This window comes from Novosphingobium sp. MBES04, assembly GCF_000813185.1.
GTDB lineage: Bacteria > Pseudomonadota > Alphaproteobacteria > Sphingomonadales > Sphingomonadaceae > Novosphingobium > Novosphingobium decolorationis.
The window spans coordinates 1,579,033-1,604,390 of sequence record NZ_DF850489.1; the positions used below are offsets into that span (position 1 = coordinate 1,579,033).

Sequence of the window (25,358 nt, forward strand, 5' to 3'; positions counted from 1 at the left end):
TTACAGCAACAATTTAAGACAGCCCCCCCTCTTTGCAAGCTACGCATAAAGAGTTAAGGATAGTATCCTATAGATACATCCCGGAACGAGAGCGTGCATCGGCGCGACGGACAGCAACACGGGTGAGCCGCAGGCAGCAGGGCTTAGGCCCTGCCCGCTGGCGGATGCACCCGCTCAAGATGAGGACGCCAGTTCGCCGTGCCCGATATTGCACCATCGCACCTCGCTCTTCCGGCTCGCGCCATGGCCCGGCGCTGACCCCGACATGGCGGACATCCCCACCATTGCCGTGTGCAGTACGGCGGCCGCGGCAATCCTGTGCATCGCCATGGTTCTGGCCTGGTTCAAGGACGGCCGCCCGCGCCATTCGGTCTGGCTCTTCTCACCCTTCGCGGTGGCCATCCCCGCGGGCATCCTCTTAAGCTACCCGGACGAGCTGGGCGGTGCGCCCGCGCTCGCCTTCGGCTGGTTCCTCTTCACGCTGATGTTCGGCGCGGCCTGGCAGTGTGCGCGCTATGCCGCGCGTCGACGCCCGCTGCCGATCCCCGCGCTCATCGCCTGCCTTGTCAGCCTCGTCTTCTCGCTGACGCTGGGGAACGATGCCCACTTCCCCGAATGGCGCATGTTGCCACGCACGCTCCTGATGGCGGGTTTCAGCCTGCTGAGCGCGCGCGAGTTCCAGAGCCTGCGCGACCGCCACCTGCCCTCGGCCCAGACGCTGGCCTGGATCTTCTACGCCTTCGGCGCCTACCACGCGCTGCGCGTTCCCTTCACGACGCTCCTCCCGGCCCCCTACGGTTCGCTCGAAACGCAGACCTGGGCCATCGCCAGCTTCAACTTCCTCCTAGTGCTGCAAGGACTTTGTCTGGCCGTCTTCATGACGACGCTGGGGCGCGAGCGGATCGCGCTGCACCATTTCCAGCTGGCCATGGTCGATCCGCTGACGGGCGTGGGGAACCGCCGTGCACTCGACCGGCGGCTCGCACAGCTGGCCCAGGAAGGCAGCGGGAGCGAGGGACAGGTGCTCGCGCTGGCCGTGCTCGACATCGACAACTTCAAGTCCGTCAACGACCGCTTCGGGCATGGCTTTGGCGACGTGGTAATTGCAGGTGCAGCCAATATTGCCTGCGAATTCGTCCATCATCGCAGCGTCTTTCGCCATGGCGGCGAGGAATTTGCCGTGCTCCTCGAGGCCGCCTCGCCGGACAGCGCCTACGCCCGGGTCGAACGCATCCGCGCCGCCTTTGCAGCCCGCGCACATCGCAACGCCGACCACGCGCACCTGGCGACGCTGAGCGCGGGCGTTGCCATCCACACGCCCGGAATATCGCCCCAGCAGCTTCTCGACGAGGCGGACCGGGCGCTCTATCTCGCCAAGGCGCTGGGCCGCAACCGCACGGTCCTGGCCGACGAGGCGGGTATGGCACGGCTGATGGAAGAGGCTCTGCACGCCGAGACCAGCCGCGCACCGGTGCCCCCCGCCGCCGCCACCGACGCGCAGGAAACGCAGGCCCTGGCCCCCAGCGGGCCGGAGCGCCGCCGCGCCTGAGCCTTGCTCAGAGCAGCGTCTCGATATCGCGGGAAAGTGCGACGGGCTTTTCGGTCGGGCCGTAGCGGCGCACGACATGGCCTTCGCGATCAATCAGGAACTTGGTGAAGTTCCACTTGATCGACCTGGTGCCCAGAACACCCGGCGCTTCGGCCTTGAGCCACTGGAAGAGAGGATCGGCGTTCGCGCCGTTGACCTCGATCTTGCCCATCACGGGGAAGGAGATGCCGAAATTGATCTCGCAGAACTGGGCGATATCCTCGGCCGAGCCGGGCTCCTGCCGGCCAAACTGGTTGCACGGAAAGGCCATGACCTCGAACCCGCGCGGACCGTAGGTACGATAGAGGGCCTCCAGGCCCTTGTACTGCGGGGTAAAACCGCACTTGCTGGCGGTGTTGACCACCAGCACCACCCTGCCGAGACGGTCGGCCAGGCCCACCGTCTCGCCAGAAGGCAACCTCGCCGAGAAATCGGCGATGGTGCGTGGATCAGGCATCGCCCTTGGGGAAATCCGAACGGCGGTACAGCGTGATGATCTCGGCGTACTTGAAGGTGCGGTCACCGGCCTTCTGGATCGCGTAGTCCTCACGCTTTTCCTCGGGCAGGTCCATCACGAACTCGATCATTTCGGCCACGGTCCCGCGGCGCAGGACCTTGAAGCGGTGGAACAGGCCGCCGCCGTCCTCGCACTTGTGCAGTTCGGCCGAATCGTTCCAGGCAAAGCCGGAACCGGCGCCTTCACCGCCGTGAATGGTGGAGGGATTGTCGCTCATCGCGCTTGGCCTTTCATGTTCACTCTTATGGGACCGCCCGGTGCTGACGGTAGTTGTACCGAGCTTTTGTTTCCATTTGGCAATGTCGATCGCCAAAATCAACGCGCGCGTGCCCTCGTGCGGACGCGCGCGTGCAATTTTCAGGCAAGCACGCCCTCATGCAGGCGCACCACGCGGTCCATCGCCGCGGCCAGACGCTCGTTGTGGGTCGCGACAAGCGCCGCGCTGCCCTGCCCGCGCACGAGCTCGAGGAACTGGGCAAAGACGGTGTCGGCGGTGGCCTCGTCGAGATTGCCGGTCGGCTCGTCCGCCAGCACCAGCCGGGGCGAATTGGCCAGCGCACGGGCCACCGCCACGCGCTGCTGCTCGCCGCCCGAGAGCTTGCTGGGACGATGATCGAGCCGCTTGCCCAACCCCCAGCGCGGTGAGAAGCTGGGTCGCCCGCTCCTCGCAGGCTCCGCGCGCGCGGCCGGTGATGAGCTGGGGCAGAACCACGTTCTCGATCGCGTTGAAATCGGGGAGGAGGTGGTGGAACTGGTATACAAAACCGATGTGATCGCGCCGCACCGCCGCGCGCGCGTCCTTGCCCAGGTGGCTGGCGTCGATCCCGGCGATCTCGATGCGCCCGCCAAAGCCGCCCTCAAGAAGGCCGATAGCCTGGAGCATGGTCGACTTGCCCGAGCCCGAGGGGCCCAGCAGCGCGACGATTTCGCCCGGCTGCACGGCAAGGTCAACGCCGCGCAGCACGTCGATGCGCACGCCCCCCTGCTCGAAGCTGCGGGTCACGCCTTCGAGGCGCACGACCGGATCGGTGGACGGGTCGGCCGGGGCCGGAACAACGAGGGGATCACTCATAGCGAAGGACCTGGACAGGATCGGTGCTCGCCGCCTTGAACGCGGGGTAAAGCGTGGCGAGGAAGCTGAGGACGAGCGAGAGCACGCAGATGATGACGATCTCGAGCGGATCGGTGCGCGCGGGCAGCTCGGTAAGGAAGCGGATCGAGGGGTCCCACAGGTTCTGCCCCGTCAGCGTCTCGACAAGGCGCACGACCGGCTGGCGGAAATAGAGGAAGACCGCGCCCAGGATCAGGCCCGCGACGGTACCCGCCGCGCCGATGCAGAAGCCCGCGGTCACGAAGACCTTGATCAGCGAGCGGCGCGTCGCGCCCATCGTGCGCAGGATCGCGATGTCGCGCGTCTTGGCGCGCACCAGCATGATCAGCGAGGAGAGGATGTTGAAGACCGCGACGAGGACGATGATCGAGAGGACCACGAACATCGCCACGCGCTCGACCGCCAGCGCCTCGAACAGCGAGGCGTTCATCTGCTTCCAGGTGGTGACGACGGCCTTGCCCTTGAGCTCGCGTTCCAGCGGGGCCAGGAACTCGCTCACCCGGTCGGGATCGGACGTCGTGATCTCGATGGTGCCGATGGTGTCGCCTGACAGCAGGAGCTGCTGCGCGTTGGCCATGGGCATGATCACGTAGCGCTCGTCGAGATCGTAGATCCCGATCTCGAAGATGGCGGTGACCGTGTAGGCGATCTGCCGGGGAACCGTGCCGAAGGGCGTCGGACGCCCCGCCGGGTTGATGATGGTGATGGTATCGCCCACCCGCGCACCCAGGTTCTGGGCCAACTGCGAGCCGATGGCGATGTTGCTCACCCCGTCCGCCAGCGATTTCAGGCTGCCCTCCTGCACCTTGTCGGCCAGGGCATCGATGTCCGCTTGCGTATTGCCGCGCACGAGGATGCCTTCGACCCGGCCGTTGAAGGTGGTCATCAGCGGCTGCTCGATCAGCGGCGAGGCATGGGTAACGCCGGGTGTCTTGCGCGCATTTGCAAGCACTTCCTCCCAGTTCTCCAGACGCCCGCCGTAGGCCTGCACGATGGCGTGGCCGTTGAGGCTGACGATCTTGTCGAAGAGTTCGGCGCGAAAACCGTTCATCACGCTCATCACGATGACGAGCGCGGCAACGCCGAGCATGACCGCCACGAGGCTGATCCCGGCAACGAGCGCGATGAAGCGCTCCCCCTTGCCGGGCAGCATGTAGCGCTTGGCGATGGTCCATTCGAAAGGAGAGAGTAGCAAGCGGGACGCCGCCTTCTGTGAAGAGGTGAAAACCGGATAAAACTGTGCAGGCGCCAAGCCTTAGGGTGAAGGCCTGCGGGAGGCAAGCAAGGAGCGTCCGCGCCCCCCGTGCTCGCCGCCCGGACGTGCCCGCCAGAAGCGCGCGAGACGCGTCCCGGTTCCCGCCCCAGGACGAGAGCCAGTCCGTGTCACATCCGCGCCACCTTTTCCCGTCAAGGGAACAATGGCGATGCTTGCGGGTTCACGCCTCTTGCAATTGCGGCCGATCCCTGCAAATGCGCCCTCGACCTTGACGCAGGCGCGGGCCCTCATTCCATGAACCTTACACACCCCTTTCGTGACGCCGACGGGGACAAACTGCGCGAAGAGTGCGGTGTCTTTGGCGTAATCGGAGCACAGGACGCGGCGAACATCACCGCCGCTGGTCTCCACTCCCTTCAGCATCGTGGCCAGGAGGCGGTGGGCATCACCTGCTTCTCGGGCAGCGACTTCCGGTCGCATCGCGGACTTGGCCACGTGGCCCAGGTCTTCGACAACGACACTCTCGAGACGCTTCCGGGCGCGATGGCCTCGGGCCACGTGCGCTACTCGACCACCGGTGGTTCGGGCCTGCGCAACGTGCAGCCGCTCTACGCCGATCTCGCCGCAGGCGGCTTCTCGATCGCGCACAACGGCAACATCTCCAACGCGATGACGCTCAAGCGCGACCTCGTGATGAAGGGCTCGATCTTCCAGTCGACCTCCGACACCGAGGTGATCATCCACCTCGTCGCGACGAGCCGCTACCCCACCCTTCTCGACAAGTTCATCGATGCCCTGCGCATGGTCGAGGGCGGCTACGCCCTCATCTGCATGACCAACGAGGGCATGATGGCCTGCCGCGATCCGCTGGGTATCCGCCCGCTGGTGATGGGCCGCATCGGCGATGCCATCGTCTTTGCCTCCGAAACGGTAGCCTTCGACGTGATCGGCGCGGAATTCATCCGCGCGGTCGAGCCGGGCGAGCTGGTCCAGGTGGACTTCAAGGGCACGATCTCGAGCCACCGTCCCTTCGGCAGCCCCTCCCCGCGCCCCTGCATCTTCGAGCACGTCTACTTCAGCCGTCCCGACTCGGTGATGGACGGGATCTCGGTCTACCAGGCGCGCAAGCAGATCGGCATGGAACTGGCCAAGGAATCGCCCGCCAACGCGGACGTGGTCATTCCCGTGCCCGACAGCGGCGTTCCCGCCGCCATCGGCTACGCGCAGGAATCGGGCATTCCCTTCGAACTGGGCATCATCCGCTCGCACTATGTCGGGCGCACCTTCATCCAGCCCGGCGACGCAGCGCGCCATTCGAGCGTGAAGCGCAAGCACAACGCCAACCGCGCCATCGTGGAAGGCAAGCGCATCATCCTCATCGACGATTCGATCGTGCGCGGCACGACCTCGATGAAGATCGTCGAGATGATGCGCGATGCAGGCGCGGCCGAAGTGCACATGCGCATCGCCAGCCCGCCCACGCAGCACTCGTGCTTCTACGGTGTGGACACGCCCGAGCGCTCGAAGCTGCTGGCCGCCAAGATGGACACCCAGGCCATGGCCGACTTCATCAAGGCCGACAGCCTCGCCTTCGTCACCATCGACGGTCTCTACCGCGCGGTGGGTGAGCCCAAGCGCGCCAAGAAGTGCCCGCAGTTCTGCGACGCCTGCTTCACCGGCGACTACCCGACCCGCCTAACCGACTTCGAGACCTCGGGCAGCCGGGCATGAGCGCGGCCCCGGCAACGACGTTCGAGGGCCAGATCGCCCTGGTGACCGGCGCCAGCCGGGGCATCGGGGCGGCCACCGCCAAGGCGCTCGCGGCTGCGGGTGCCCACGTGGTGCTCACCGGGCGCGACACCAAGGCGCTGGAAACGGTCGAGGAAGCGATCTTCGAGGCTGGCGGGTCGGCGACCATCGCCCCTGTCGACCTCGTCGAGCCCGACGGCATCGCGCGCCTCGCCACGGCCGTTTCGCAGCGCTGGGGCAAGCTCGACATTCTTGTCATCAACGCCGCGATCCTGCCCGAGCTGACGAGCGTCGCCGACATCGACCAGCGCGTGTTCAACAAGGCGCTGACCACGAACGTGCTCGCCTCGCAGGCGCTCATCGCCAATTTCGATCCGCTCCTGCGCAAGAGCCCGGACGCGCGCGTGATCGGCATGACCACGACCGTGGCCGGCGCCCCGCGCGCCTTCTGGGGCGCCTATGGCGCGACCAAGGCCGCGCTCGAGGTCCTGCTCGACTGCTACGCGCAGGAAACCGAAAAAACCTCGAAGATCCGCGTCGCCATCGTTAACCCTGGGGCGACCCGCACCGCGATGCGCGCACGCGCCTATCCGGGCGAGGATCCCGCGACCGTCAAGACCCCCGAGACCGTCGCCGAGCGCATGGTAGAGCTCCTTACCGAGCCTTTCCCCAGCGGGCACCGCGAATTTCTTAACCAAGCGAAGTAATCTGAGGTAAACTGCTTTCTGACAGCAAAGGCTCTTTCCTCGCGGCCGATTCCGGCCGCGATCGGCAATGCATTCAGGCGCAGGGACCCCTCATCATGGCCAGCACCGGCAAGCAGTTGTACGAGAACGCGGCGCAGGAAGATCGTAGCGCGCCGCGCGAGCGCATCTCCATTCCCGCCTCGCTGCGCGCGTCGGGCGGCAAGGGGTACCAGACCGTCGTGCGCGACCTTTCGATGTCGGGCTTCTCGGCCACGGCCATGAGCCGCATCCACCCCGGCACGTACTGCTGGCTCACCCTGCCGGGCATGGAATCGATGGCCGCCAAGGTCATCTGGTGGGACGAGGGCATGGTCGGCTGCGCCTTTGAGAACCTCATCGCCCCGATCATCTACGAAGACCTCATGGTGCGCTGGCGCCTGAAAGGCTGGCTCGGCAAGAGCGAAGGCTGAACCGGCCGAAGAAGGGGCCACCCCGCCTGTCTCCACCGGCGCCGCACGCTTGGCGTGAGGCTGACAGGTCGGGGAGCCCGAGGGCAATGGCCCTCGGAACTGCTTCCTTCTTCCTATTCCCCCTTGAACCGCTCCCAGGCTCCCAGCGCGCGTTCGCGCCCGGCGCGGTGTTCGATCAGCCTTTGCGGATAGCCTTTGGGGCGCGCCATCGGGGACGGATCGTGGATCTCGCCTGCGGGCAGGTCGGCCAGTTCGGGCACCCACTGCCGGATATAGCCCGCCGCGTCGAACTTCTCCGACTGGCTGAGCGGCGCCATGATCCGCACGAACATGTTCGAATCGACACCCGAGCCCGCGTTCCACTGCCAGTTGACTGCGTTCGAGGCGTAGTCCGCGTCCACCAGCGTGTCCCAGAACCACTTTTCGCCCTCGCGCCAGTCGATCAGCAGGTGCTTGATAAGGAAGCTCGCCGTGATCATGCGCACGCGGTTGTGCATCCAGCCGGTGTGCCACAGCTCGCGCATTCCAGCGTCGACGATGGGATAGCCGGTGCGCCCCTGCTGCCAGGCCTCCAGGTCCTCCTGCGCCTGGCCGCCGCTGCGCCAGGGGAAATCATCGAAGCCCTCACGCGCCGATGTCCCGCCATAGTCAGGGTACTGCAGGATCACGTTCTGTGCGTAGTCGCGCCAGCCGATCTCGCTAAGGAACGTCGCGACCGAGCCGCCCGCTGAAGACGTCGCATGCCACACCTGCGCGGGGGAGATCTCGCCGAAATGCAGATGGGGCGAAAGAAACGAAGTGCCGTTTCGCGCCGGCAGGTTGCGCTGCCCTTCATAGCGCGAGGCTTTCTCGGCGAAAGTCTTCAAGCGCGCCTTCGCGCCCTCCTCGCCCGGCGTCCAGAAATCGCGCAAGCCCCCTGCCCAGTCGGGCCTGGTCGGGAGCAAGCCCCAATCGTCCAGCGCCTCGCTTTCGGGCCAGCTTTCGGGCGCAGCGATGGTATGCGGGCGGTAGAGCGGATCAGGTGGGGGCAGGCGTTCGTGCAGCGCGCGCCAGAACGGCGTGAAGATCTTGTAGGGCTGGCCCGCGCCCGTCGTCACCGATCCGGGCGGCGCCAGGTAGTTGCCGTGATGAAGATGCAGCGTCAGCGCCTTGCCCACCGCCTTCTCGGCGTTGCGCCACCAGGGCTCGTAATGGCGCAGCGCATGAACCTCGCTCGCCCCCACCTCCTTCGCCAGAGCGGGGAGCACGTCCTCGCACCTGCCGCGCCGCAGGATCAGGCGCGAGCCCTTCTCCTCCAGGCCTGCGCCAAGGCTTTCCAGCGAATGGTGCAGCCACCAGCGCGAGGCCCCGCCCATGGCGCGATGCTTGGCCGTCTCGTCATCGAGAACATAGACGGGAACGACCGGCCCCTTCGCGGCGGCCTCGACCAGCGCGGCCTGGTCGGAAAGACGAAGATCCCGGCGGAACCAAACGATTACAGGTGAACTCATGGCTTGCGCAACGCCTCCCTATGCGCTGCGTTCCCTAGACCATGATTCTTTCCGAGCAAACATCCCGCCCCGTGCTTCACAGCCATCCGATCAGCCGCCGCAAGGCCCTGATCGTGGCGATCTTCGCCTGGACGGGCTTTGCGCTTCTGGCCTGGGCGGTGCTGACCGGCCACACCGCCACCATCGACCGCACCGCCCTGCTGTTCTGGCGCGACGGGGACCTGCGCCCGATCGGCCCTGTCCGCCTGCTCGAAGTCGTGCGCGACATCACGGCGCTGGGCGGTGTGCTCTTGCGCAATCTCTTCGCCCTCGCCGCCATCGTCGCGCTCGTCTTCCTGGGGCACCGCCGCGCGGCGAGCCTTCTGGGCCTGACCGTCGTGCTGGGCTGGGTGGTCGAGGTCGTGATCAAGCTGCTGGTCGGACGCCCGCGCCCGGAAATCACGCTGCACCTGACCGAAGCGGGCGGCTCCAGCTTTCCCAGCGGGCACAGCTTCAATTCGGCGGTGGTCTTCCTCGCCATCGCGCTCGCCTTTGCCGGCTTCAGTTCGCGCGAGCGGGTGCGCGTGACGATCCTGGGCGCCGCGCTGGCGACAAGCCTGATGGTCGCCTGGAGCCGGGTCTGGCTGGGCGTCCACTGGCCCGCCGACGCGCTGGCCGGGTGGCTAGGCGGGACGGCGTGGGCCTTCTCGGCCGCCGCCCTGCTCGGCCCGGCGGCGCGGCTCACCGCAGCCAAGAGCGAACGCTTCAGCGGTCCGAGCAGCGCCCTTCACTGAGGGGAAGTTCCACCTCGACCCGGAAGCCATCCGCGAACCCGCCGCGCGCGTAGCGACCGTCTCCGACCGTGACCGTATCGGTGCAGCCCTCACGCGATATGCGGGCGAAGGGCATCTGTGACCACTCGAGGAAATCGCGCAACTCGCCCGATGCCGCTATGGCCCGGCGAACCTCGGGCCGATCCATGTTGTCAGGTTCGGGCGCCAGGACGTCGCTGAGGGTCCCAGGGTCGGACAGCGGATCGTAATTGGCATAGCCGAGCGCGCCGTTCGCCCGCCAGACCACCTCGCGCCGCCAGAAGGCGATCGGGCCGGGGCTGGCAAAGACCCGGTCTGGATGGGCCCGGGGCGGCGCGTTGCGCAGCGCGGCACCCGCCATCTGCGAGATCCCGATGTTCGCGCCGATGAACAGGATTACGCCCCCAAGGCCCGCGATGGCCGCCCTGCCCGCAAAGCCCGTGCCCGCTTTCGCCCTGCGCCGAGCGAGGAAAATCCCCGCCCCCAGCATCGCCAGCAGCCAGGGCGAGACGATGAACAGCCCATCGGTGTGGAACCAGCGCGTGCTGGTGGGGGACAGGAGCTGCACCGCATAGGTATTCTGAAGGTCGAGCAAGGGATGGGTGAGCGCACCCAGATAGCACAGCGCCAGAAGCCACCAGGGACGCATCTCCAGCCCGCTCGCAAAAGTGTTCCCCCGCTTTACCTGCCAGCGATCGAGCAGCCACAGCAGCCCGGCCAGCAACGGGGGCATCACCAGCACGCCGCCGACGAGGCCATGGGTGAAGCCGCGGTGCATCGCCAGCGGCGCCCAGGGCGCCCAGCCGAAGAACACATCGATATCGGGCATGTTTGCCGCCAGCACGCAGGCCGCAAGGCCCTTGCGCGTCCGCCGCTTGAGGCCGGTTTCCGCGAGCGCCCAGCCGGTCAGGCTGTGGGTGATGTTATCCATTTTTTCCCGTATCTTGAGCGAGGTTCTGCACGGTGTATCGCGGCACACAGCCGCGCTGGCAAGGGTACTGCGGCTAACGCGCCAGGACCTCCACGGTGCCCCACCTTCGCGCAACCGAAGGGCGACTTGCACGAAAGACACGACGGAAATCGGCAAATCAGGCTGGCAAATCACAGGCGCATGGGCCATCTTCAGATCGATGCCCGCCGCGCTTTCCTCTTCCCGGATTTCCTGCCACGCGGGCTCTCATTCAATTTACCGGAATTTATCCAGGCAATGACCGATTACGCGAATCTTCCTTACCGCCCCTGCGTTGGGGTGATGCTCGTCAATGCCGACGGCAAAGTCTTCGTCGGCAAGCGAATCGACACCAAGGAGGGCAATTTCTGGCAGATGCCGCAGGGCGGCGTGGACGACGGCGAAGACCTCAGGGACGCGGCGCTTCGCGAACTGTTCGAGGAAACCGGCGTGCCCGCCGACAAGGCCGTGATCCTCACCCGCACCAAGGACGAACTGCTCTACGACCTGCCCGACGAACTGCTCGGCAAGCTGTGGAAGGGCCAGTTCCGAGGCCAGCGCCAGCACTGGTTCCTCGCCCGATTCGAAGGCAGCGATGAGGACATTGACCTCAACGCGCACGAACCGGCCGAATTCTGTGACTGGAAGTGGGTCGACGGCGATGATCTTCCCGAGCTCATCGTGCCCTTCAAGAAGCGCGTCTACCGCTCGGTGCTCGAAGAGTTCCGCGCGCTGATCTGAACCGCGCCATATCTCCAAAGCCAACGAAAAAGCCCGCTGGACCAAATGGTTCGGCGGGCTTTTTCCTAAGTCAGTTACGGTGTTGAAGCGCTTACTGGTTGGCGCTCTGCGTGCCCGGCGTGGTCTTGACCTCGGGTGCGCTCACGACCTTGGCCGCGTTTTCGGGCGAAGGGCCCCTGGCAATCGCCGCCGAAACGTCCCTGGTCTGCGCGCAGTCGGCACCGCACAGGGTCTCCAGCCGCGCAAGGCGACGGTTCGCCTTCTCGGTCGCGCCCTTTTCGGCCAGGGCAATACCCTCCCCCGCCAGGGCTGCGAGATTGCGCGGATCGCGTTCGAGCGCGATGCGGTAGTACCGGATCGCCTTGCCGGTAAGGCCCTTGGCCCGCTCGGCCTCGGCCAGCGCGACAAGGACGGCCACGCTGCCCGGCTCGACCGCCAGCGCCGCCTCGAAGGCATCGACGGCCTGCCCCGTAGCGCCCGCTTTCAGGCTTGCCTGCCCCTGCTCCATCAACGCGCTCGCACGCGGGTCGAGCGTCTCGCTCGCCTCCGAATGGAGCACGCTGGAAGAGACGGCAGCAACAAGAGAAAGGGCAACGGCAGCAGGCGTGTAACGCATCAAGAAGTCCTTGGCAGAGATCTGTTTCCGCGACATGGGCGCAAGGCTATCACAGCCGTTTGAAGCGCGCGACGAAAAACCCGTCGGTTCCGTCCTGGCCCGGCGAGAGGCGAAGCCCCGCCCCGCGTGGTGTTCCTGCGGGAAGCGCAATCGCCTCGGCCTGCCAGCCCGGATTGCGCGCAAGGAAGCCTTCGGCCTGGTCCGCACCCTCGGCATCGAGCAGCGAGCAGGTCACGAAGACGAGACGCCCGTCGGGCTTCACCAGGCTTGCCGCAATGTCGAGCAGGCGCGCCTGCGTGGCGGCGTAGCGCAGGATCTGCGTGTCGGTGAGGCGCCAGCGCGCCTCGGGGTTGCGGCGCCAGGTGCCCGTGCCCGAGCACGGCGCGTCCACCAGCACAGCGTCGGCCGCCCCGACCAGGCCGGACAGCCCGGCGGGCTCCTTGCCCGGGTTCAGGAGAAGCGTTTCAATGGGCAGCGTGCCCGCCCGCTCGGCGCGCGGCGCAAGGCGCGAGAGGCGCGTGCGGTCGCTGTCGCAGGCGATGAGGCGGCCGGTGTTGGCCATGCTTGCGGCCAGCGCCAGGGTCTTGCCGCCCGCGCCCGCGCACAAGTCCACGACCGTCTCACCGGGCGCGGCGGCCACCACTTCGCAGGTCAGCTGCGAACCGGTGTCCTGCACCTCGATGGCGCCGCTCGCATACGCCTCGGTCGGCTCGATCCGGGTGTCGGGAGGATAGCGCCATCCGTTGACGGCCTGCGTCTTCTCCGCGCCCTCGGGCAGGTCGTCCGGCGTGCCCTTGAGCGTGTTGAGACGGATATCGAGGGGCGCGCGGTCGAGCATGTGCGCGGCCGCCTCGGCATCGATGCCGCTGTTCGCCAGGCGCATCATCAGCCAGTAGGGCGCCGCCCCGCGGGCCGCCACCGGTTCATCAGCCGAGATCGCGGCGGGTGCGTGGCGCGAACCGTCGAAGAGTTCGGCGATATCGGGGTTTTCCTGGGCCACGCGCAACATCGCCGCACGGCCCGTTTCGGGCACTTCCCCGCAGGCCCGGATCGCACGGTAGGTCAACTCGCGCACCGCACGCCGGTCCTTGCTGCCGGCGAAGCGGCGCGCGCGGAACCAGTCGGCGATGATGCGGTCGGCAGGCGCACCGTTGGAGCGCGCCGCCTCGATCACGAGGTCGAGGATCTCGATCGCGGCCTGAACGCGGGCGGAAGGGGTCATCGGGAATTCTCCTGGCCGGCCCGAAACGCCTGCCAGGCGGCCTCCATCTCGGCGCCCGGAGGCACCTGGAGACATGCGTGAGGCGCCGCCTTGCGCTGCGCGGCGGCCGCCTCACATGCCTCGTGCGATACGAACAGGCCAGGGACGCGGGTGACCGGCGGAGCGGCGGACGCCGCTCCGGGATCGGCCAGCACCAGAAGCATCCAGGGAAGGAATTCCTCCATTCCCGGCCTCCGGCTCAGCGCGTCGGGTAGTTGGGCGCCTCGCGGGTGATGGTCACGTCGTGGACGTGGCTTTCGCTGAGCCCTGCGTTGGTGATGCGCACGAACTGCGAGTTCCTGCGCAGGTCCTCGATCGTGGCCGAGCCGGTGTAGCCCATCGCCGCCTTGATGCCGCCCACCAGCTGGTGGATGACGTCCTTGGCCGGGCCCTTGAAGGCCACCTGGCCTTCGATGCCTTCAGGGACGAGCTTCATCTGGTCCTTGATGTCGCCCTGGAAGTAGCGGTCGGCCGAGCCCCGGCCCATCGCACCCACCGAGCCCATGCCGCGGTACGACTTGTAGGCGCGGCCCTGGTACAGGAAGGTCTCACCCGGCGCTTCGGCGGTGCCCGCCAGCATCGAGCCGACCATCACGGTCGAGGCACCGGCGGCAAGCGCCTTGGCGGCATCTCCCGAAGTGCGAAGGCCACCGTCGGCAATGACGGGCACGCCCAGCTTGTCGGCCGCTTCGGCCGCCTCCATGACGGCGGTCAGCTGGGGCACGCCCACGCCCGCGACGATGCGCGTGGTGCAGATCGAGCCCGGCCCGATGCCGACCTTGATGCAGTCCGCACCCGCTTCGGCCAGCGCCTTGGCGGCCTCGGCGGTGGCGACGTTGCCGGCAATCACCTGAACCGAGTTGGAGATCTTCTTGGCGCGTTCGACGGCGCGCGCGACATCGGCGTTGTGGCCGTGCGCGGTGTCGATCACGACCACGTCGCACTCGGCATCGATCAGCGCTTCGGTGCGGGCAAAGCCCTTGTCACCCACGGTCGTCGCGGCCGCGACGCGCAGGCGGCCTGCCGCGTCCTTGGTCGCATCGGGATAGGTGACGGCCTTCTCGATGTCCTTGACGGTAATGAGGCCCACGCAGTGGAAGGCATCGTCGACGACAAGCAGCTTCTCGATACGGCGGGCGTGCAGCAGGCGGCGCGCCTCGTCCTGGCTGACGCCGGTGGTGACGGTCGCCAGATTCTCATGCGTCATCAGCTCGCGCACGGGCTGTGCCGTGTTGTCGGCAAAGCGCACGTCGCGGTTCGTGAGGATACCGACCAGCTTGCCCGAGCCTTCGACCACGGGAATGCCGCTGATCTTGTGCATCTGCATGAGCGCCTGCGCCTCACCAAGCGTCGCGTCGGGGGCGATGGTGATGGGGTTCACCACCATGCCGCTCTCGAAGCGCTTGACCTGGCGGACAGCCGCGCACTGTTCCTCGATGGTCAGGTTGCGGTGGAGCACGCCGATCCCGCCCAGCTGCGCCATGACGATCGCCATGTCGGCTTCGGTCACGGTGTCCATGGCCGAAGAGATAACGGGGATGTTCAGACCGATTTCGCGCGTAAGCTTCGTGCGGGTATCGGCCTGGTTGGGAACGATGTCGGACTTCGCGGGACGAAGCAGAACGTCGTCAAAGGTGAGTCCGAGCTGGATTTCCATGTGTGCCACCATGCCTTTGGGGAGATTCGTGGCGGCCCATGTAACCAAGTGGTGCGCTTTGGGCTAGGGGGCAGATGCGCTTCTTATGCCTCGCTGGTGCACAAAAACGCGTTTTTCTGGCCAAACAGCAATTTGGACGCACGTCCTGGTAGGACAGCGCGGCCTTGCGCCGGGTTTCAGGGTGCCTCGCCGCGTACGAGCGGTGCGTTGCGCGGATCGGAAAACCAGCGCCCGAGGTCGGTGAGGAGAAGCACGTCCTCGACCTCGCCTCCCAGTTCCAGCCCATGCGTCAGGTCGTCGCTGGGGCGGTGATAGTCGCTGTCGTAGAAGGCGCGCATGCGGCTGATATCACCATAGGCCGTCGTGACCATGACCGCGGGGATATCGTGCTGGAGCAGCGCCCAGCCATCCTGGCGGCGTACGAACTCGTTGGCATCCTCGCTATCGAGAAGGTCGAAGTGAGCGCGCCGGGCCACTTTCGCGATGTCCTCGTCGAGGCCCGTCATGCCCTTGCCCACGATGGCAAAGGGCGTGCCGGCGGGCGCGATGGCGACCGAGTCGATATTGAAGGCCGCCACGATGCCATCGAGCGGGACCGGCGGGTTCTCGGCAAAGGCATGGGCGCCCAGCAGCCCCACTTCCTCGCCGGTCGTGGAAAGGAAGTAGACGTCGCGCTCCAACGGCGGCCCCTTGGCCAGCGCGCGCGCCACTTCGGTGAGCGCGGCCACTCCGCTCGCATTGTCGATGGCACCATTGCAGACGGTGTCTTCGGCCGGCGGCTCGGCGCAGGTCCCGAAATGGTCCCAGTGCGCCACGAACAGCACGGCGCCCGCATCCGGATTGCGCCCGGGCAACTTGCCGATGAGGTTGTGGGTGTGAATGGTGGTGGAGCGGGTCGTGGCCTCGAACGAGGCCGAGAGACCGAGCGCAAGCGGCGTGAAGTCGGCGCGCGCCGCCTTCGCCTCCAGCGACGGGAGTGTCTGACCGGTCCCGTTGAGAAGCCCTGCCATCGCCTCGGGGCTGATGAAGGCCTCCAGGTCGCCGCCCCTCGCATCCTGCGCCAGCGCATAGCCCGAACGGCCCCGCCGGGCGACGACCTCCTCGAAACTACGCGCGCCATCGAGAACGGTGAGCACGGCGGCCGCGCCCATTTCCAGGAACGCGCTTTGCCGCGTGCCGGAGGCCGCTTCGCTCTCGCCAAGGCCGTCCAGGAGAACGACGATGCGCCCGGCCAGCTCGTTACGCGTCAACGCGCCCGCCTCGAGGTTGCCGACGAAGAGCAGGGGCGAGCGGCGCGCAAGGCCGCGCTTGCCCGAGGTCAGGACGATCACGTCTTCGGGCGTCAGCGCCTTCGTGCTGCGCCCCCGGAAGAACTGCGCCGACGAGGTCGCAGGCTCGCGCGCGACCAGGGTGACGGGCGCGAACCACTCGTTGGCCGGATCGTTGGTGCCCGAAACGAGGCCGATGTCGAACCATTCCCGGCCCAGATAGCGCAGCGTTTTCGCTTCGCCCTCGGTGCCCGGTTCGCGGCCCGCGAACTCGTCGCTCGCCAGTCTCTCGATATGGTGGCGAAGGCGCTCCTCAAGCGCGCGCTGGCCCCGGCGCGACGCGGCTTCGAGCGGAGCCGCGCCGGTCACCGCCACGAGCCCCGCAAGTGTCGCCAGCAAGGTCCGCCGGCCCCACACGCGCCAGTCCACACGCGCCACCGGCACGGCAGACAGCAGCCACACGGCGTTCGAGAACGGTCTGACGAACACGGAAGGTATCGACGTTTCCCTTGTGCGGCAGGACGCCGCAGACGCCTCATGGCACAAGCGATCCCGATGCCGCAACGGCGGTTTGCACCGTACAGGAGATGGATGGTCCCGGACCGCCCCTGGATGCCGCATGGCTTGTGCAATTTTCGCAACGGGAACGCGAACAAGTGTGATACGTTGAACGCATCAGACCGGACAGAATGTCCGGATATCAAGCCGATAGAGAAAAGCGGCCCGGCGCCTTCACCCGCTTCCAAGGCCGCTCCTATGGAGACCTCCGAATGTCCACGCGAACCCGCGCCCTCATTGCCGCCCTTGCCCTTCTCCCGCTGGCCCAACCCGCGCTCGCGCAGGGGGACAGCAAGCCGATCACCAGCAAGGATCCCTCCGCGCTCGACATCGCCAAGACGCCGGTGACCGACCTCAATCTCGACTCCAAGGAAATCCCCGAGGTGCTCACCCGCGCGGTGGAGCAGCCTTATGATCTGACCGGCCTCAACAGCTGCGCGGCCATCGGCCAGTCGGTGCAGGAAATCTTTGCCGCCATCGGCCCCGACGTCGACATTCCCAAGGAAGAACGCGACCGCATCAGCGCCGGGCGCGTCGCCAAGTGGGTGGTCTCCTCGTTCATTCCCTTTCGCGGCCTGATCCGCGAGATCTCGGGCGCGAACGACCGCGAACGTGAAGTGCGCACCGCGATCCAGGCCGGCATGACCCGGCGCGGCTTCCTCAAGGGCGTGGGCGCCTCGCGCGGGTGCGACTATCCCGCAGCTCCTGCCACCGCCGAGGACATCGCCGCCATCGAAGCCGAGCTCGACCGCCGCGACGCCGAAGACAAGGATGGCGACAAGGATGCGAAGGACGAGCGCGGCGAGGAACAGGATGCGCGCACCAGCAAGGGCGTTCCCATCGTCAACCAGCCCGTGGTCCAGGGCCAGAACTAGGCCCCGTCATGTGCGAAGGCGGGACCGGCGCTGGACCGCCCTCCCCGCCTTCTCGACGATATCAGATTTCGTCGCCGCGCAGGTCGCGCTCCACTTGCGCCCGTGCCTCGGCCAGTTCGCGCTCGATCTCGGCGAGCGCCGCGGCACGGCTTGCCGCATCGTGGCCCGCCTGCGCGGCGATCTCGTGGCGGGCGCCTTCCAGCGCGCTGAGAACGATCTGCGCGATATGCTGCGGGGGCCCCGCGCAAATCACCACATGCTCGCCGTCCTTGGATTGGCCCCGAGCCTGGGAGCGCCCCTGGGTGTCGGCCGGGCAGCGCGTGTCGATCACCATCTCGCGGCGTGTCTCCCCCACACCGTCCTGCGCGGGATGCACGATGCGCAGGGTCTTCACCTTGCCGTCCTTGGAGACGAATTCCTCCACCTTGGGTGCCTGCGCCAGGGCCTTGGCGACCATCGCCTCGATCTCGACCTCCGTCATTCCCGCACGGCGCGCCTGCCTCTCGGCCCGGCGCACGGCGCGATCGGCCGACGCGGCAACCTCATCGGCGACGGCCGGCGGAGTGGGAGGTGCCGGAGGTGCCGGGGGAATATCCCCCACGCGGGCGGGCGCCTCGGGAGCGGCAGGAGCCTCCGGCGGGAGCGGCGCGGCAACACCGCCGGGCACCGATGGTGGCGTGGGGGGCGTGAGGGGCTGTGGAACGTCGAGGTCTGTGGCCGCCGAAACATCGTCCTGCCCGCGAGCTGCGTAGCTGACCGTCGCGGTCATCGGCACCGCCACGATGGCGAGCGCAAAGAGACTGCGCGCCGCCAGCTTGCGCCAGGGGCCGGTCTCGGCCTGGTTCAGCGCCCGCAGGCGCTGGATGATCGGCTTGCCCCCGCCAAGCCCACCCGCCATCGGCGCGACCAGAGCGAGGGGTGCATGCCCGGCAAACGAGGCGATGAGCTGGCCGTAACGCGCCCTCTCGGCCCGGTCCCGCCCCGCCATCACGCGGGCATCGCAGGCGGCTTCCTGATCACCACGCAGCGCGCGCCACGAAGCCCAGGCCAGCGGATTGAACCAATGCAGCGCGAAAAGCGGCTGCAGCGCCATGATCGCAATGAGATCTCCCCCGGCGTGGTGCTCCAGTTCGTGGGCAATGGCAAAGTCCGAGGTCTCGGAATCGGCGCTGGCGAGAAACCCGAAGGGCAGCGCGACCACCTTGTCGAAGACCCCGAAGGCCAGCGGCGCAGCCACCAGCGGGCTCTCGACAATGCGCACGCGCCCAGCGGTAGCAACGGCGCGCGCATCGGCCAGAACCTGACGGCGCATCATCTGGTAATTCCACGTACGCCAGACAAGGAATGCGAGTGCCCCGGCCAGCCACAGCAGGAGAAGCGCGCTGGTCCACGGGATCTGCATCCAGGCCTCGGGCTCAGCGGGCACAGGCCCGGGATAAGGAGCAGGCTCGGCAGCAAGGACGAGCCCCGCCGCCTCGGGCGCGGCCGGAAGTGTCGCCGAAGCCTCCCCGGCGCGCGCCGAGGTCTGCGCGACGCCGACTTCCACTCCTGCCAGCCAGCGCGTGGGCGCCAGAGCTGCGGGCAAGGCCAGCGGCGGCATCACGAAACGAAGCGCAGGCAGAAGCCACAAGGCGTAGGCGGCCTGCGCACCAAAGCACCGCGCCACCGGGCGGCGAAGGAGCAGCACCAACGCCATCAGCGCGCCGGTCATCACCAGCGTATCGATCAACCATTCGGTCATGATTTCAACTCCTTGAGGAGAGCTTCGATCTCGGCAATGTCGGTATCGGTCAGCGCTTCGGATTGCGCGAGCTGGGCAAACAGCGGTGCCGCCCTGCCCCCGAACAGACGGTCGACAAGGCGGCGGCTCTCGGTCCCGACATAGTCGGACCGGGCCATGGCCGGGCTATAGAGGAAGCGCTTGCCATCGCGCGTGGTGCTGAGCGCCTGCTTGGTGACAAGCCGCGCGAGCAGGGTCTTGACCGTGGGCAGGCTCCACCCCCGCGCGGCGCAGACCTTCGCGCAGACATCCTGCGCGGAAAGCGGAGCCTCTTCCCACAGGACTTCCATCACCGCATGTTCGGCTTCGGAAATCCGCTCGCCGGGTTGGGCATTGGCTTGGGGCGTTGCGGCCACGTTTCACTCCATCGTTTACACACGTAATCGACTACGCCTGTAAACTATGAGCGTCAATCGCGCAGATGTCGTTCGCAGATGCCCCAATGCCGTTGGTCGAGCGCCACGCCCTCCAGCCCCTTACAGGCGCGAACGCACCGCGTTGCCGACCTTGCGCATGCCCAGCGCCAGAACGATCAGGAACACCCCGCGCACGGCGAACGAGATCATCAGGATCACCGCCAGAAACGCAAGGCCCGTCGCGGGCGAGGAGAACAGCAGGACGAGCCCCAGCACGAGATCGAGCGCGCCCATGAACAGGCGCCAGCCCTTGTCGTGGCGGGCCTTGAGCGCCCAGGCGATCTGCAGGACACCCGCAATCGCAAGCCACGCGCCGATCGCCCAGACGAGCGACAGCGCGCCGACCACCGGATTGAACAGGGCAAAGAGGCCCGCGACCAGGGCCAGTACGCCGAGCGCGATTTCCACCCAGCGCCCACGATGCGCCATCGAGGTAAACCCTGCCGCAATCGCGGCACCGCCGTAAAGCAGAAGCGTGATGCCCACGATGATGCCGGTCGCCACCCCTGTCGCAATGGGGTTGGTGAGGATCAGCAGACCCAGCACGAGCAGGAAGATCCCATAGGCCAGGATCCAGCCCCAGATCTTGCCCGGCGCATGGGCGAGCGCGGCCACGACCGGGTCCTTCTCGACATCGGGGGTGAGAGCGGGGTCGAGTTCTTCGCGCGGCATCGGTGTCTCCTTGGCGGGCTCACGGCCTGAAAATGTGCCCGCGCCACAGGAGGCGGGACACTGGGGAAAACACTGAGACCGGCCAGGAAGTTGCCGCCGCGCGTCGGGAAGTGCGCTTTCGCAAACGATTTTCCCGGATCGCCCGATGTCCGTCACCGCCCGTAACGCGAAAAGGCGGCGCTCCCATCCGGGAACGCCGCCTTTTGAACACCTCCCTTCGGACCGGCCGAAGGCGCCGGGATCAGTACACGCGCTTCTTGGGCTTGATGTACTCGGCATCGTCGGTGAGCGTGTATTCGTGCACCGGACGGTAGTCGAGGCGAACCTCCCCGCCCTTGCCGCCCCAGCCGTTGAACCAGGCTGCGGTGTGCTTCATCCACTCGGCGTCGTTGCGGTCGGGGAAGTCCTCGTGCGCGTGCGCGCCACGGCTTTCCTCGCGCGCATGGGCGCCGTGCAGGGTCACGGTGGCCGCACCGATCAGGTTGTCCAGCTCCATCGTCTCGACGAGGTCGGAGTTCCAGATCAGGCCGCGGTCCGAGACCTTGATGTCCTGCATTTTCTGGTAGGTCGCGGCCATGGCGGCCTTGCCTTCGGCCATGAGCTGCTCGGTGCGGAACACGGCGGCGTGGGCCGACATGTTCTGCTGCATTTCCTTGCGGATCTCGGCCGTGGGCGTGCTGCCGTCGGCGTAGCGGAAGTGGTCCAGACGGGTAAGCGCCAAGTCCGCCGAGTCCTTGGGAAGCTCGGGCTGTGCCGCGCCGGGCTTGACCGTCTCCTTGAGGCGGTGGCCGGTCGCGCGGCCGAACACCACGAGGTCGGTCAGCGAGTTCGAGCCCAGGCGGTTCGCGCCGTGGACCGACACGCAGGCCGCTTCACCCACCGCGAACAGACCCGGGACAACCGTCTCGGGGTTGCCGTCGGCACCGATCGTCATGACCTCGCCGTGGTAGTTCGTGGGAATGCCGCCCATGTTGTAGTGGACGGTGGGAACGACCGGCAGCGGCTGGCGGGTGAGGTCGACGCCCGCGAAGATCTTGCCCGACTCGGTGATGCCCGGGAGGCGCTGTGCCAGCACCTTGGGATCGATGTGGTCGAGGTGCAGGTAGATGTGGTCCTTGTTCGGGCCCACGCCGCGGCCTTCGCGGATTTCCAGCGCCATCGAACGCGAGACGACGTCGCGCGAGGCGAGGTCCTTGGCCGACGGGGCATAGCGCTCCATGAAGCGCTCGCCTTCGGAGTTGGTGAGGTAGCCACCCTCGCCGCGCGCACCTTCGGTGATGAGCACGCCCGCGCCGTAGATGCCGGTGGGGTGGAACTGCACGAACTCCATGTCCTGGAGCGGCAGGCCCGCGCGCAGAACCATGCCCGCGCCATCGCCGGTGCAGGTGTGCGCCGAGGTCGCGGTGAAGTAGCTGCGGCCATAGCCGCCGGTCGCCAGCACCACGGCCTGCGAACGGAAGCGGTGGATCGAACCGTCATCGAGGCACAGCGCGATCACGCCGACGCACTTGCCACCGTCCATGATGAGGTCGATCGCGAAGTATTCGATGAAGAAGTCCGCCGCGTACTTCAGCGACTGCTGGTACAGCGTGTGCAGCATGGCGTGACCGGTACGGTCGGCCGCGGCGCAGGTGCGCTGCACCGGCGGGCCTTCGCCCATGTTCTGCATGTGGCCGCCGAAGGGGCGCTGGTAGATCGTGCCGTCCTCGTTACGGCTGAAGGGCATGCCGGCATGCTCCAGCTCGAGGATCGCGTCGGGCGCTTCGCGCACCATGTACTCGATCGCGTCCTGGTCACCCAGCCAGTCCGACCCCTTGACGGTGTCGTACATGTGCCAGGTCCAGTGGTCGGCCGTGTTGTTCTTGAGGCTTGCCGCGATACCGCCCTGCGCCGCCACGGTGTGCGAACGGGTGGGGAAGACCTTGGTGATGCACGCGGTCTTCAGGCCGGCTTCGGCCGAACCCATCGTGGCGCGCAGACCCGAGCCACCGGCGCCGACGACGACGGTGTCATACATGTGGTCAATGATCTTGTAGGCGGAACCAGTCTTATCCTGGGTCATTCAATCAGGCTCCCAGCGCGAGGCGAAGGACGCACAGGACACCAAAAGCGGCGCCTGCGAAAACGGCGATGTTGAGTGCGGCAAGGCACGCGAACTTGGTGCCGTGGTCGTGGACGTAGTCTTCCATCATTACCTGGACGCCGAGACGGGCGTGCCAGAAGGTCGAGACGATGAGCAGGCCCATGGCGACCGCGGGGACCGGCGCCGAGATCCAGTCGATGACCGTGACGTAGGACAGGTCGTCGAGCAGGAGGATCGAGGCGGCCAGCCAGATCATCAGGAAGAGATTGCCGACCGCGGTGAAGCGCTGGATCAGCCAGTGATGCGCGCCGTGCTTGGCCGAGCCGAGGCCGCGCACGCGGCCGATGGAGGTTCCGTTACCCATGATGTCTACCCTATCTTCAGCGCAGCAGCAGGATCGCCCAGAAGGCGACGGTGAGAACGACGCCCAGCACGCTGGTCACGAGCGACCAGGTGCGGTTGCCCTTCAGCTCGAAACCGGCGCCGATATCGAGGACGAAGTGGCGAAGGCCGCTCATCATGTGATTGAAAAAGGCCCAGCTGATGCCGACCAGGACGATGTAACCAATAGGCGACGTCATGCACTTGGCGAGCAGCGCATAGGCCTCCGGGCCACTGGCCAGTGCGCCAAGCCACCACAGCAGCAGCGCGAGGCCGACAACCAGACCGTGCCCGCTCACGCGGTGCATGATCGAGACAAACATATGCGGACCCCAGCGCCAGATCTGGAGGTGCGGCGATAACGGACGGTTCTTGCTGCCAGCGGTGGCCATGTCCTTGCGAATCCCCTTGCCTGCGGCAGCCTAGGTACGCTGCCCTCGTGGAAGTCCCCCTTAGTCATTTCGCTGCAACGCGCAAGTTCCACAGTCACATCAGCGGGATTGGCGCGTGCAACTAGCCAAGTGCGGGCGCCGCGATTAAGGCGCGAGAGATGATGTTGCCCGCTCCCCGCGCGCCGATCCGGCGCCTTCGCTGCACGCGGCTTGCCGTGCTGGGCGCAGGTGCACTCGCGCTTGGTGCCCCGCACGCATTTGCGAGCACGGTTGATGCGCCCGGCGCACGGCTGGCGCGGGCCTGTGCAGGCCGGAATGGCTGGGCCGAGTCCGCCCCGCCCGCCCGCATCGCCCCGGAAACCGGGATAAAGGCATGGTATGTCGGCACTTGCGGGATTACCGCGCTGCTCCTCGATACAGGCGCGGGACTGGTGCTGCTGGATAGCGGCGTCGCCGAAGCCGCCCCGCTTGTCCTTGGCAATATTCGCAAGCTCGGTTTCGATCCGCGCGAGGTGCGCTGGCTGCTCGGCTCGCACGAGCACCACGACCACGTCGGCGGCCATGGTGCACTGCAACGCGAGACAGGCGCCCACGTCGCCGCACTTGCTGTCGCTGCGCGCAGCCTGACGCGCGGAAAAATCACTCTCGAGGACCCCCAGCGCGGCGTCGTCTCCGATTTCGCGCCCGTCCGGGTTGACCGCATCCTGGCCGATGGCGAGGGACTCGCCGTGGGATCACTCGTCTTCACGCCCCATGCAACGCCCGCGCACACCCCCGGATCGACAAGCTGGACCATCGCCAGCCGCGCCCCCGGAGCGCCCGCCATGACGCTTGCCTATGTGGACAGCGCCACGACCGTGTCGGCCGAAGGCTACCGCTTCCGCGACCATCCCGACCGCGTGGCCCAGGCCCGCGCGGGCTTTGCCGTGATCGCGACCCTGCCCTGCGACGTCCTTGTCACCCCGCACCCTTCGGCCAGCGACCTCTTTGCCCGCCTGTCGGGCCGCGAGGCGCTGATCGACGCGCAGGCCTGCGCGCGCTATGCGGCGCGCGCCTCCGAATACCTCGACCAGCGCCTCTCCCAGGAACGCGCGAACGACCACCAAGCAGAAGTACCCAAGTCATGAGCTGGAAGATTACCGCCTACGCCGACCGCGCCACCATCGAGCATGTCCTCGTCGCGCACGAGGACGCCTTCGACTGGGATCCCGAGATCGTCATCTCGGGCAGCGAGATCGCCGAGGACAAGCCCGACGACTGGCAGCTTGAAGCCTGGCTGGGCCACAAGCCCGGCAAGACCGAGACCGAGGCCCTCGCGGCGTTGTTCCCCGGCGAAGTTCCGGCCTTCGAGATCGAGGAACTGCCCGAGACCGACTGGCTGGTCTCCAGCCAGCAGGACCTGGAACCGATCCGCGCCGGCGCCTTCCACGTCCACACGCCCGAACACCCCGCGCTCGACGAAGGGGGCATCTTCGACTTCACCATCCCTGCCAGCCAGGCCTTCGGCACCGGACAGCACGCGACGACCGCCGGGTGCCTCACCATGCTCACGCACATGAAACAGCGCGGCGTCGTCGTGCGCAGCTGCGCGGATATCGGCACGGGCACCGGGCTCCTTGCCTTTGCCGCGCTGCGCCTGTGGCCCAGTGCGCTGGCCATCGCGAGCGACATCGACGCGGTGTGCCCCGCCGTGGTGGAAGCCAATGCGCGCACCAACGGCATTGCCATGGGCGAAGGTAATGGCGAACTCATCATGACCGTCGCGGCGGGCATGGACCACCCCCTGCTCCACGCGCGAGGCCCCTACGATCTTGTTCTGGCGAACATCCTCGCCGGTCCGCTGGTCGAACTCGCTCCGGACTTCGCCGATGCGCTGGTTCCGGGCGGACACCTCGTGCTTGCAGGCCTTCTGGAAACGCAGGAGCCCGCCGTGCGCCGCGCCTGCCGCCTGGCCGGACTGCGCCTGGCTGGCCGCATGGTCAACGGCGACTGGTCGATCCTCTGGCTGCGCAAGCGTCGCCGCTGGCGGGCAAGCTAAAAACAGGGACGGGAGAGATTGATCAAGGGGGCATCACCCCTTGATCCCGAACC

At 67.1% G+C, this 25,358-nt stretch carries 25 protein-coding genes and 1 pseudogene; 9 read left to right on the forward strand and 17 right to left on the reverse strand.

The features are described 5' to 3' along the window. Positions 1-265: 265 nt before the first annotated feature. Entirely contained in the window at positions 266-1,549 is a 1,284-nt protein-coding gene (locus MBENS4_RS24410; protein WP_144401020.1) for a GGDEF domain-containing protein, read from the forward strand. A 7-nt stretch (positions 1,550-1,556) separates the two neighbouring features. Here MBENS4_RS24410 and MBENS4_RS20885 read toward each other — a convergent pair whose 3' ends face one another. The 4 genes and pseudogenes from MBENS4_RS20885 to MBENS4_RS20900 all read right to left on the reverse strand — a co-directional run bounded on the left by MBENS4_RS20885 (position 1,557) and on the right by MBENS4_RS20900 (position 4,411). Next, entirely contained in the window at positions 1,557-2,045 is a 489-nt protein-coding gene (locus tag MBENS4_RS20885) for a glutathione peroxidase (protein WP_039394394.1), read from the reverse strand. Continuing rightward, entirely contained in the window at positions 2,038-2,322 is a 285-nt protein-coding gene (locus tag MBENS4_RS20890; protein ID WP_039394395.1) for a hypothetical protein, read from the reverse strand. The genes MBENS4_RS20885 and MBENS4_RS20890 overlap by 8 nt, the downstream gene beginning before the upstream one ends. A 140-nt stretch (positions 2,323-2,462) precedes the next feature. Further along, a pseudogene (locus tag MBENS4_RS20895) lies at positions 2,463-3,177 on the reverse strand (ABC transporter ATP-binding protein). After that, positions 3,170-4,411 carry a lipoprotein-releasing ABC transporter permease subunit gene (locus tag MBENS4_RS20900; protein ID WP_039394398.1) on the reverse strand — a complete coding sequence of 414 codons (1,242 nt, stop codon included), beginning with the start codon at positions 4,409-4,411 and terminating at the stop codon, positions 3,170-3,172. Before MBENS4_RS20900 ends, MBENS4_RS20895 begins: the two are co-directional and overlap by 8 nt. A 315-nt stretch (positions 4,412-4,726) precedes the next feature. On the opposite strand from MBENS4_RS20900, the gene purF reads away from it, so the two are divergent. The 3 genes from purF (at position 4,727) to MBENS4_RS20915 (ending at position 7,337) form a co-directional block, all read left to right on the forward strand. Next, positions 4,727-6,163 carry an amidophosphoribosyltransferase gene (gene purF, locus MBENS4_RS20905; RefSeq protein ID WP_039394401.1) on the forward strand — a complete coding sequence of 479 codons (1,437 nt, stop codon included), beginning with the start codon at positions 4,727-4,729 and terminating at the stop codon, positions 6,161-6,163. After that, positions 6,160-6,888 (forward strand): SDR family NAD(P)-dependent oxidoreductase, encoded by a 729-nt coding sequence (locus MBENS4_RS20910; RefSeq protein WP_039394403.1) that lies wholly within the window; start codon positions 6,160-6,162, stop codon positions 6,886-6,888. Before purF ends, MBENS4_RS20910 begins: the two co-directional genes overlap by 4 nt. 95 nt (positions 6,889-6,983) lie before the next feature. Continuing rightward, a complete protein-coding gene (locus MBENS4_RS20915; RefSeq protein ID WP_039394406.1) occupies positions 6,984-7,337 on the forward strand; it encodes a PilZ domain-containing protein in 354 nt (117 codons plus the stop codon). A gap of 113 nt (positions 7,338-7,450) precedes the next feature. On the opposite strand, the gene MBENS4_RS20920 is transcribed toward MBENS4_RS20915, so the two are convergent. Then, the gene (locus MBENS4_RS20920) at positions 7,451-8,827 is read right to left on the reverse strand and encodes a cryptochrome/photolyase family protein (protein ID WP_039394407.1); all 1,377 of its coding nucleotides are present in this window, start codon (positions 8,825-8,827) and stop codon (positions 7,451-7,453) included. 71 nt (positions 8,828-8,898) lie between these two features. Between MBENS4_RS20920 and MBENS4_RS20925 the strand changes: the two genes are divergently transcribed. After that, positions 8,899-9,600 carry a phosphatase PAP2 family protein gene (locus MBENS4_RS20925; RefSeq protein ID WP_242405032.1) on the forward strand — a complete coding sequence of 234 codons (702 nt, stop codon included), beginning with the start codon at positions 8,899-8,901 and terminating at the stop codon, positions 9,598-9,600. Here the strand turns inward: MBENS4_RS20925 and MBENS4_RS20930 are convergent. Then, entirely contained in the window at positions 9,572-10,549 is a 978-nt protein-coding gene (locus MBENS4_RS20930) for a metal-dependent hydrolase (RefSeq protein WP_084592271.1), read from the reverse strand. The two genes, MBENS4_RS20925 and MBENS4_RS20930, sit on opposite strands and share 29 nt — an antisense overlap. Before the next feature lie 276 nt (positions 10,550-10,825). Between MBENS4_RS20930 and MBENS4_RS20935 the strand changes: the two genes are divergently transcribed. Further along, on the forward strand, positions 10,826-11,308 hold the full coding sequence (locus MBENS4_RS20935) for an RNA pyrophosphohydrolase (protein ID WP_039395706.1): 483 nt from the start codon (positions 10,826-10,828) through the stop codon (positions 11,306-11,308). A 91-nt stretch (positions 11,309-11,399) separates the two neighbouring features. Here the strand turns inward: MBENS4_RS20935 and MBENS4_RS20940 are convergent, their stop codons facing one another. From MBENS4_RS20940 to MBENS4_RS20960, 5 genes are all read right to left on the reverse strand, one after another. Further along, positions 11,400-11,924, reverse strand: coding sequence for a tetratricopeptide repeat protein (locus MBENS4_RS20940; RefSeq protein WP_242405033.1), 525 nt, complete (start codon positions 11,922-11,924; stop codon positions 11,400-11,402). A gap of 49 nt (positions 11,925-11,973) precedes the next feature. Further along, on the reverse strand, positions 11,974-13,146 hold the full coding sequence (locus MBENS4_RS20945) for an RsmB/NOP family class I SAM-dependent RNA methyltransferase (protein ID WP_039394415.1): 1,173 nt from the start codon (positions 13,144-13,146) through the stop codon (positions 11,974-11,976). Then, the gene (locus MBENS4_RS20950; protein WP_039394418.1) at positions 13,143-13,370 is read right to left on the reverse strand and encodes a hypothetical protein; all 228 of its coding nucleotides are present in this window, start codon (positions 13,368-13,370) and stop codon (positions 13,143-13,145) included. The genes MBENS4_RS20945 and MBENS4_RS20950 overlap by 4 nt, the downstream gene beginning before the upstream one ends. Positions 13,371-13,384: 14 nt before the next feature. Beyond that, entirely contained in the window at positions 13,385-14,842 is a 1,458-nt protein-coding gene (gene guaB, locus MBENS4_RS20955; RefSeq protein ID WP_039394420.1) for an IMP dehydrogenase, read from the reverse strand. 176 nt (positions 14,843-15,018) lie between these two features. Further along, complete coding sequence (locus MBENS4_RS20960; protein ID WP_242405034.1) at positions 15,019-16,599, reverse strand: M28 family peptidase; 1,581 nt, start codon at positions 16,597-16,599, stop codon at positions 15,019-15,021. 281 nt (positions 16,600-16,880) lie between these two features. Between MBENS4_RS20960 and MBENS4_RS20965 the strand changes: the two genes are divergently transcribed. Continuing rightward, entirely contained in the window at positions 16,881-17,543 is a 663-nt protein-coding gene (locus tag MBENS4_RS20965; RefSeq protein WP_039394423.1) for a hypothetical protein, read from the forward strand. Positions 17,544-17,604: 61 nt separating this feature from the next. On the opposite strand, the gene MBENS4_RS20970 is transcribed toward MBENS4_RS20965, so the two are convergent. From MBENS4_RS20970 to sdhC, 6 genes are all read right to left on the reverse strand, one after another. Continuing rightward, the gene (locus MBENS4_RS20970; protein ID WP_039394425.1) at positions 17,605-19,284 is read right to left on the reverse strand and encodes a M56 family metallopeptidase; all 1,680 of its coding nucleotides are present in this window, start codon (positions 19,282-19,284) and stop codon (positions 17,605-17,607) included. Then, positions 19,281-19,679, reverse strand: coding sequence for a BlaI/MecI/CopY family transcriptional regulator (locus MBENS4_RS20975; RefSeq protein ID WP_039394427.1), 399 nt, complete (start codon positions 19,677-19,679; stop codon positions 19,281-19,283). Before MBENS4_RS20975 ends, MBENS4_RS20970 begins: the two co-directional genes overlap by 4 nt. Positions 19,680-19,799: 120 nt before the next feature. Further along, entirely contained in the window at positions 19,800-20,411 is a 612-nt protein-coding gene (locus tag MBENS4_RS20980; protein ID WP_039394428.1) for an HdeD family acid-resistance protein, read from the reverse strand. Between the two features lie 241 nt (positions 20,412-20,652). Beyond that, positions 20,653-22,473, reverse strand: coding sequence for a succinate dehydrogenase flavoprotein subunit (sdhA, locus tag MBENS4_RS20985; RefSeq protein WP_039394430.1), 1,821 nt, complete (start codon positions 22,471-22,473; stop codon positions 20,653-20,655). A 4-nt stretch (positions 22,474-22,477) separates the two neighbouring features. Next, positions 22,478-22,858, reverse strand: a complete 381-nt coding sequence (gene sdhD, locus MBENS4_RS20990; RefSeq protein ID WP_039394432.1) for a succinate dehydrogenase, hydrophobic membrane anchor protein — start codon at positions 22,856-22,858, stop codon at positions 22,478-22,480. Positions 22,859-22,874: 16 nt separating this feature from the next. Then, positions 22,875-23,267: a succinate dehydrogenase, cytochrome b556 subunit gene (gene sdhC, locus MBENS4_RS20995; RefSeq protein ID WP_039394434.1), complete on the reverse strand. Its 393-nt coding sequence runs from the start codon at positions 23,265-23,267 to the stop codon at positions 22,875-22,877. Between the two features lie 158 nt (positions 23,268-23,425). Between sdhC and bla the strand changes: the two genes are divergently transcribed. Together bla and MBENS4_RS21005 are read left to right on the forward strand one after the other, a co-directional pair. Next, positions 23,426-24,394 carry a subclass B3 metallo-beta-lactamase gene (bla, locus tag MBENS4_RS21000; RefSeq protein ID WP_242405035.1) on the forward strand — a complete coding sequence of 323 codons (969 nt, stop codon included), beginning with the start codon at positions 23,426-23,428 and terminating at the stop codon, positions 24,392-24,394. Then, complete coding sequence (locus tag MBENS4_RS21005; RefSeq protein ID WP_039394438.1) at positions 24,391-25,305, forward strand: 50S ribosomal protein L11 methyltransferase; 915 nt, start codon at positions 24,391-24,393, stop codon at positions 25,303-25,305. The genes bla and MBENS4_RS21005 overlap by 4 nt, the downstream gene beginning before the upstream one ends. Positions 25,306-25,358 lie beyond the last annotated feature (53 nt).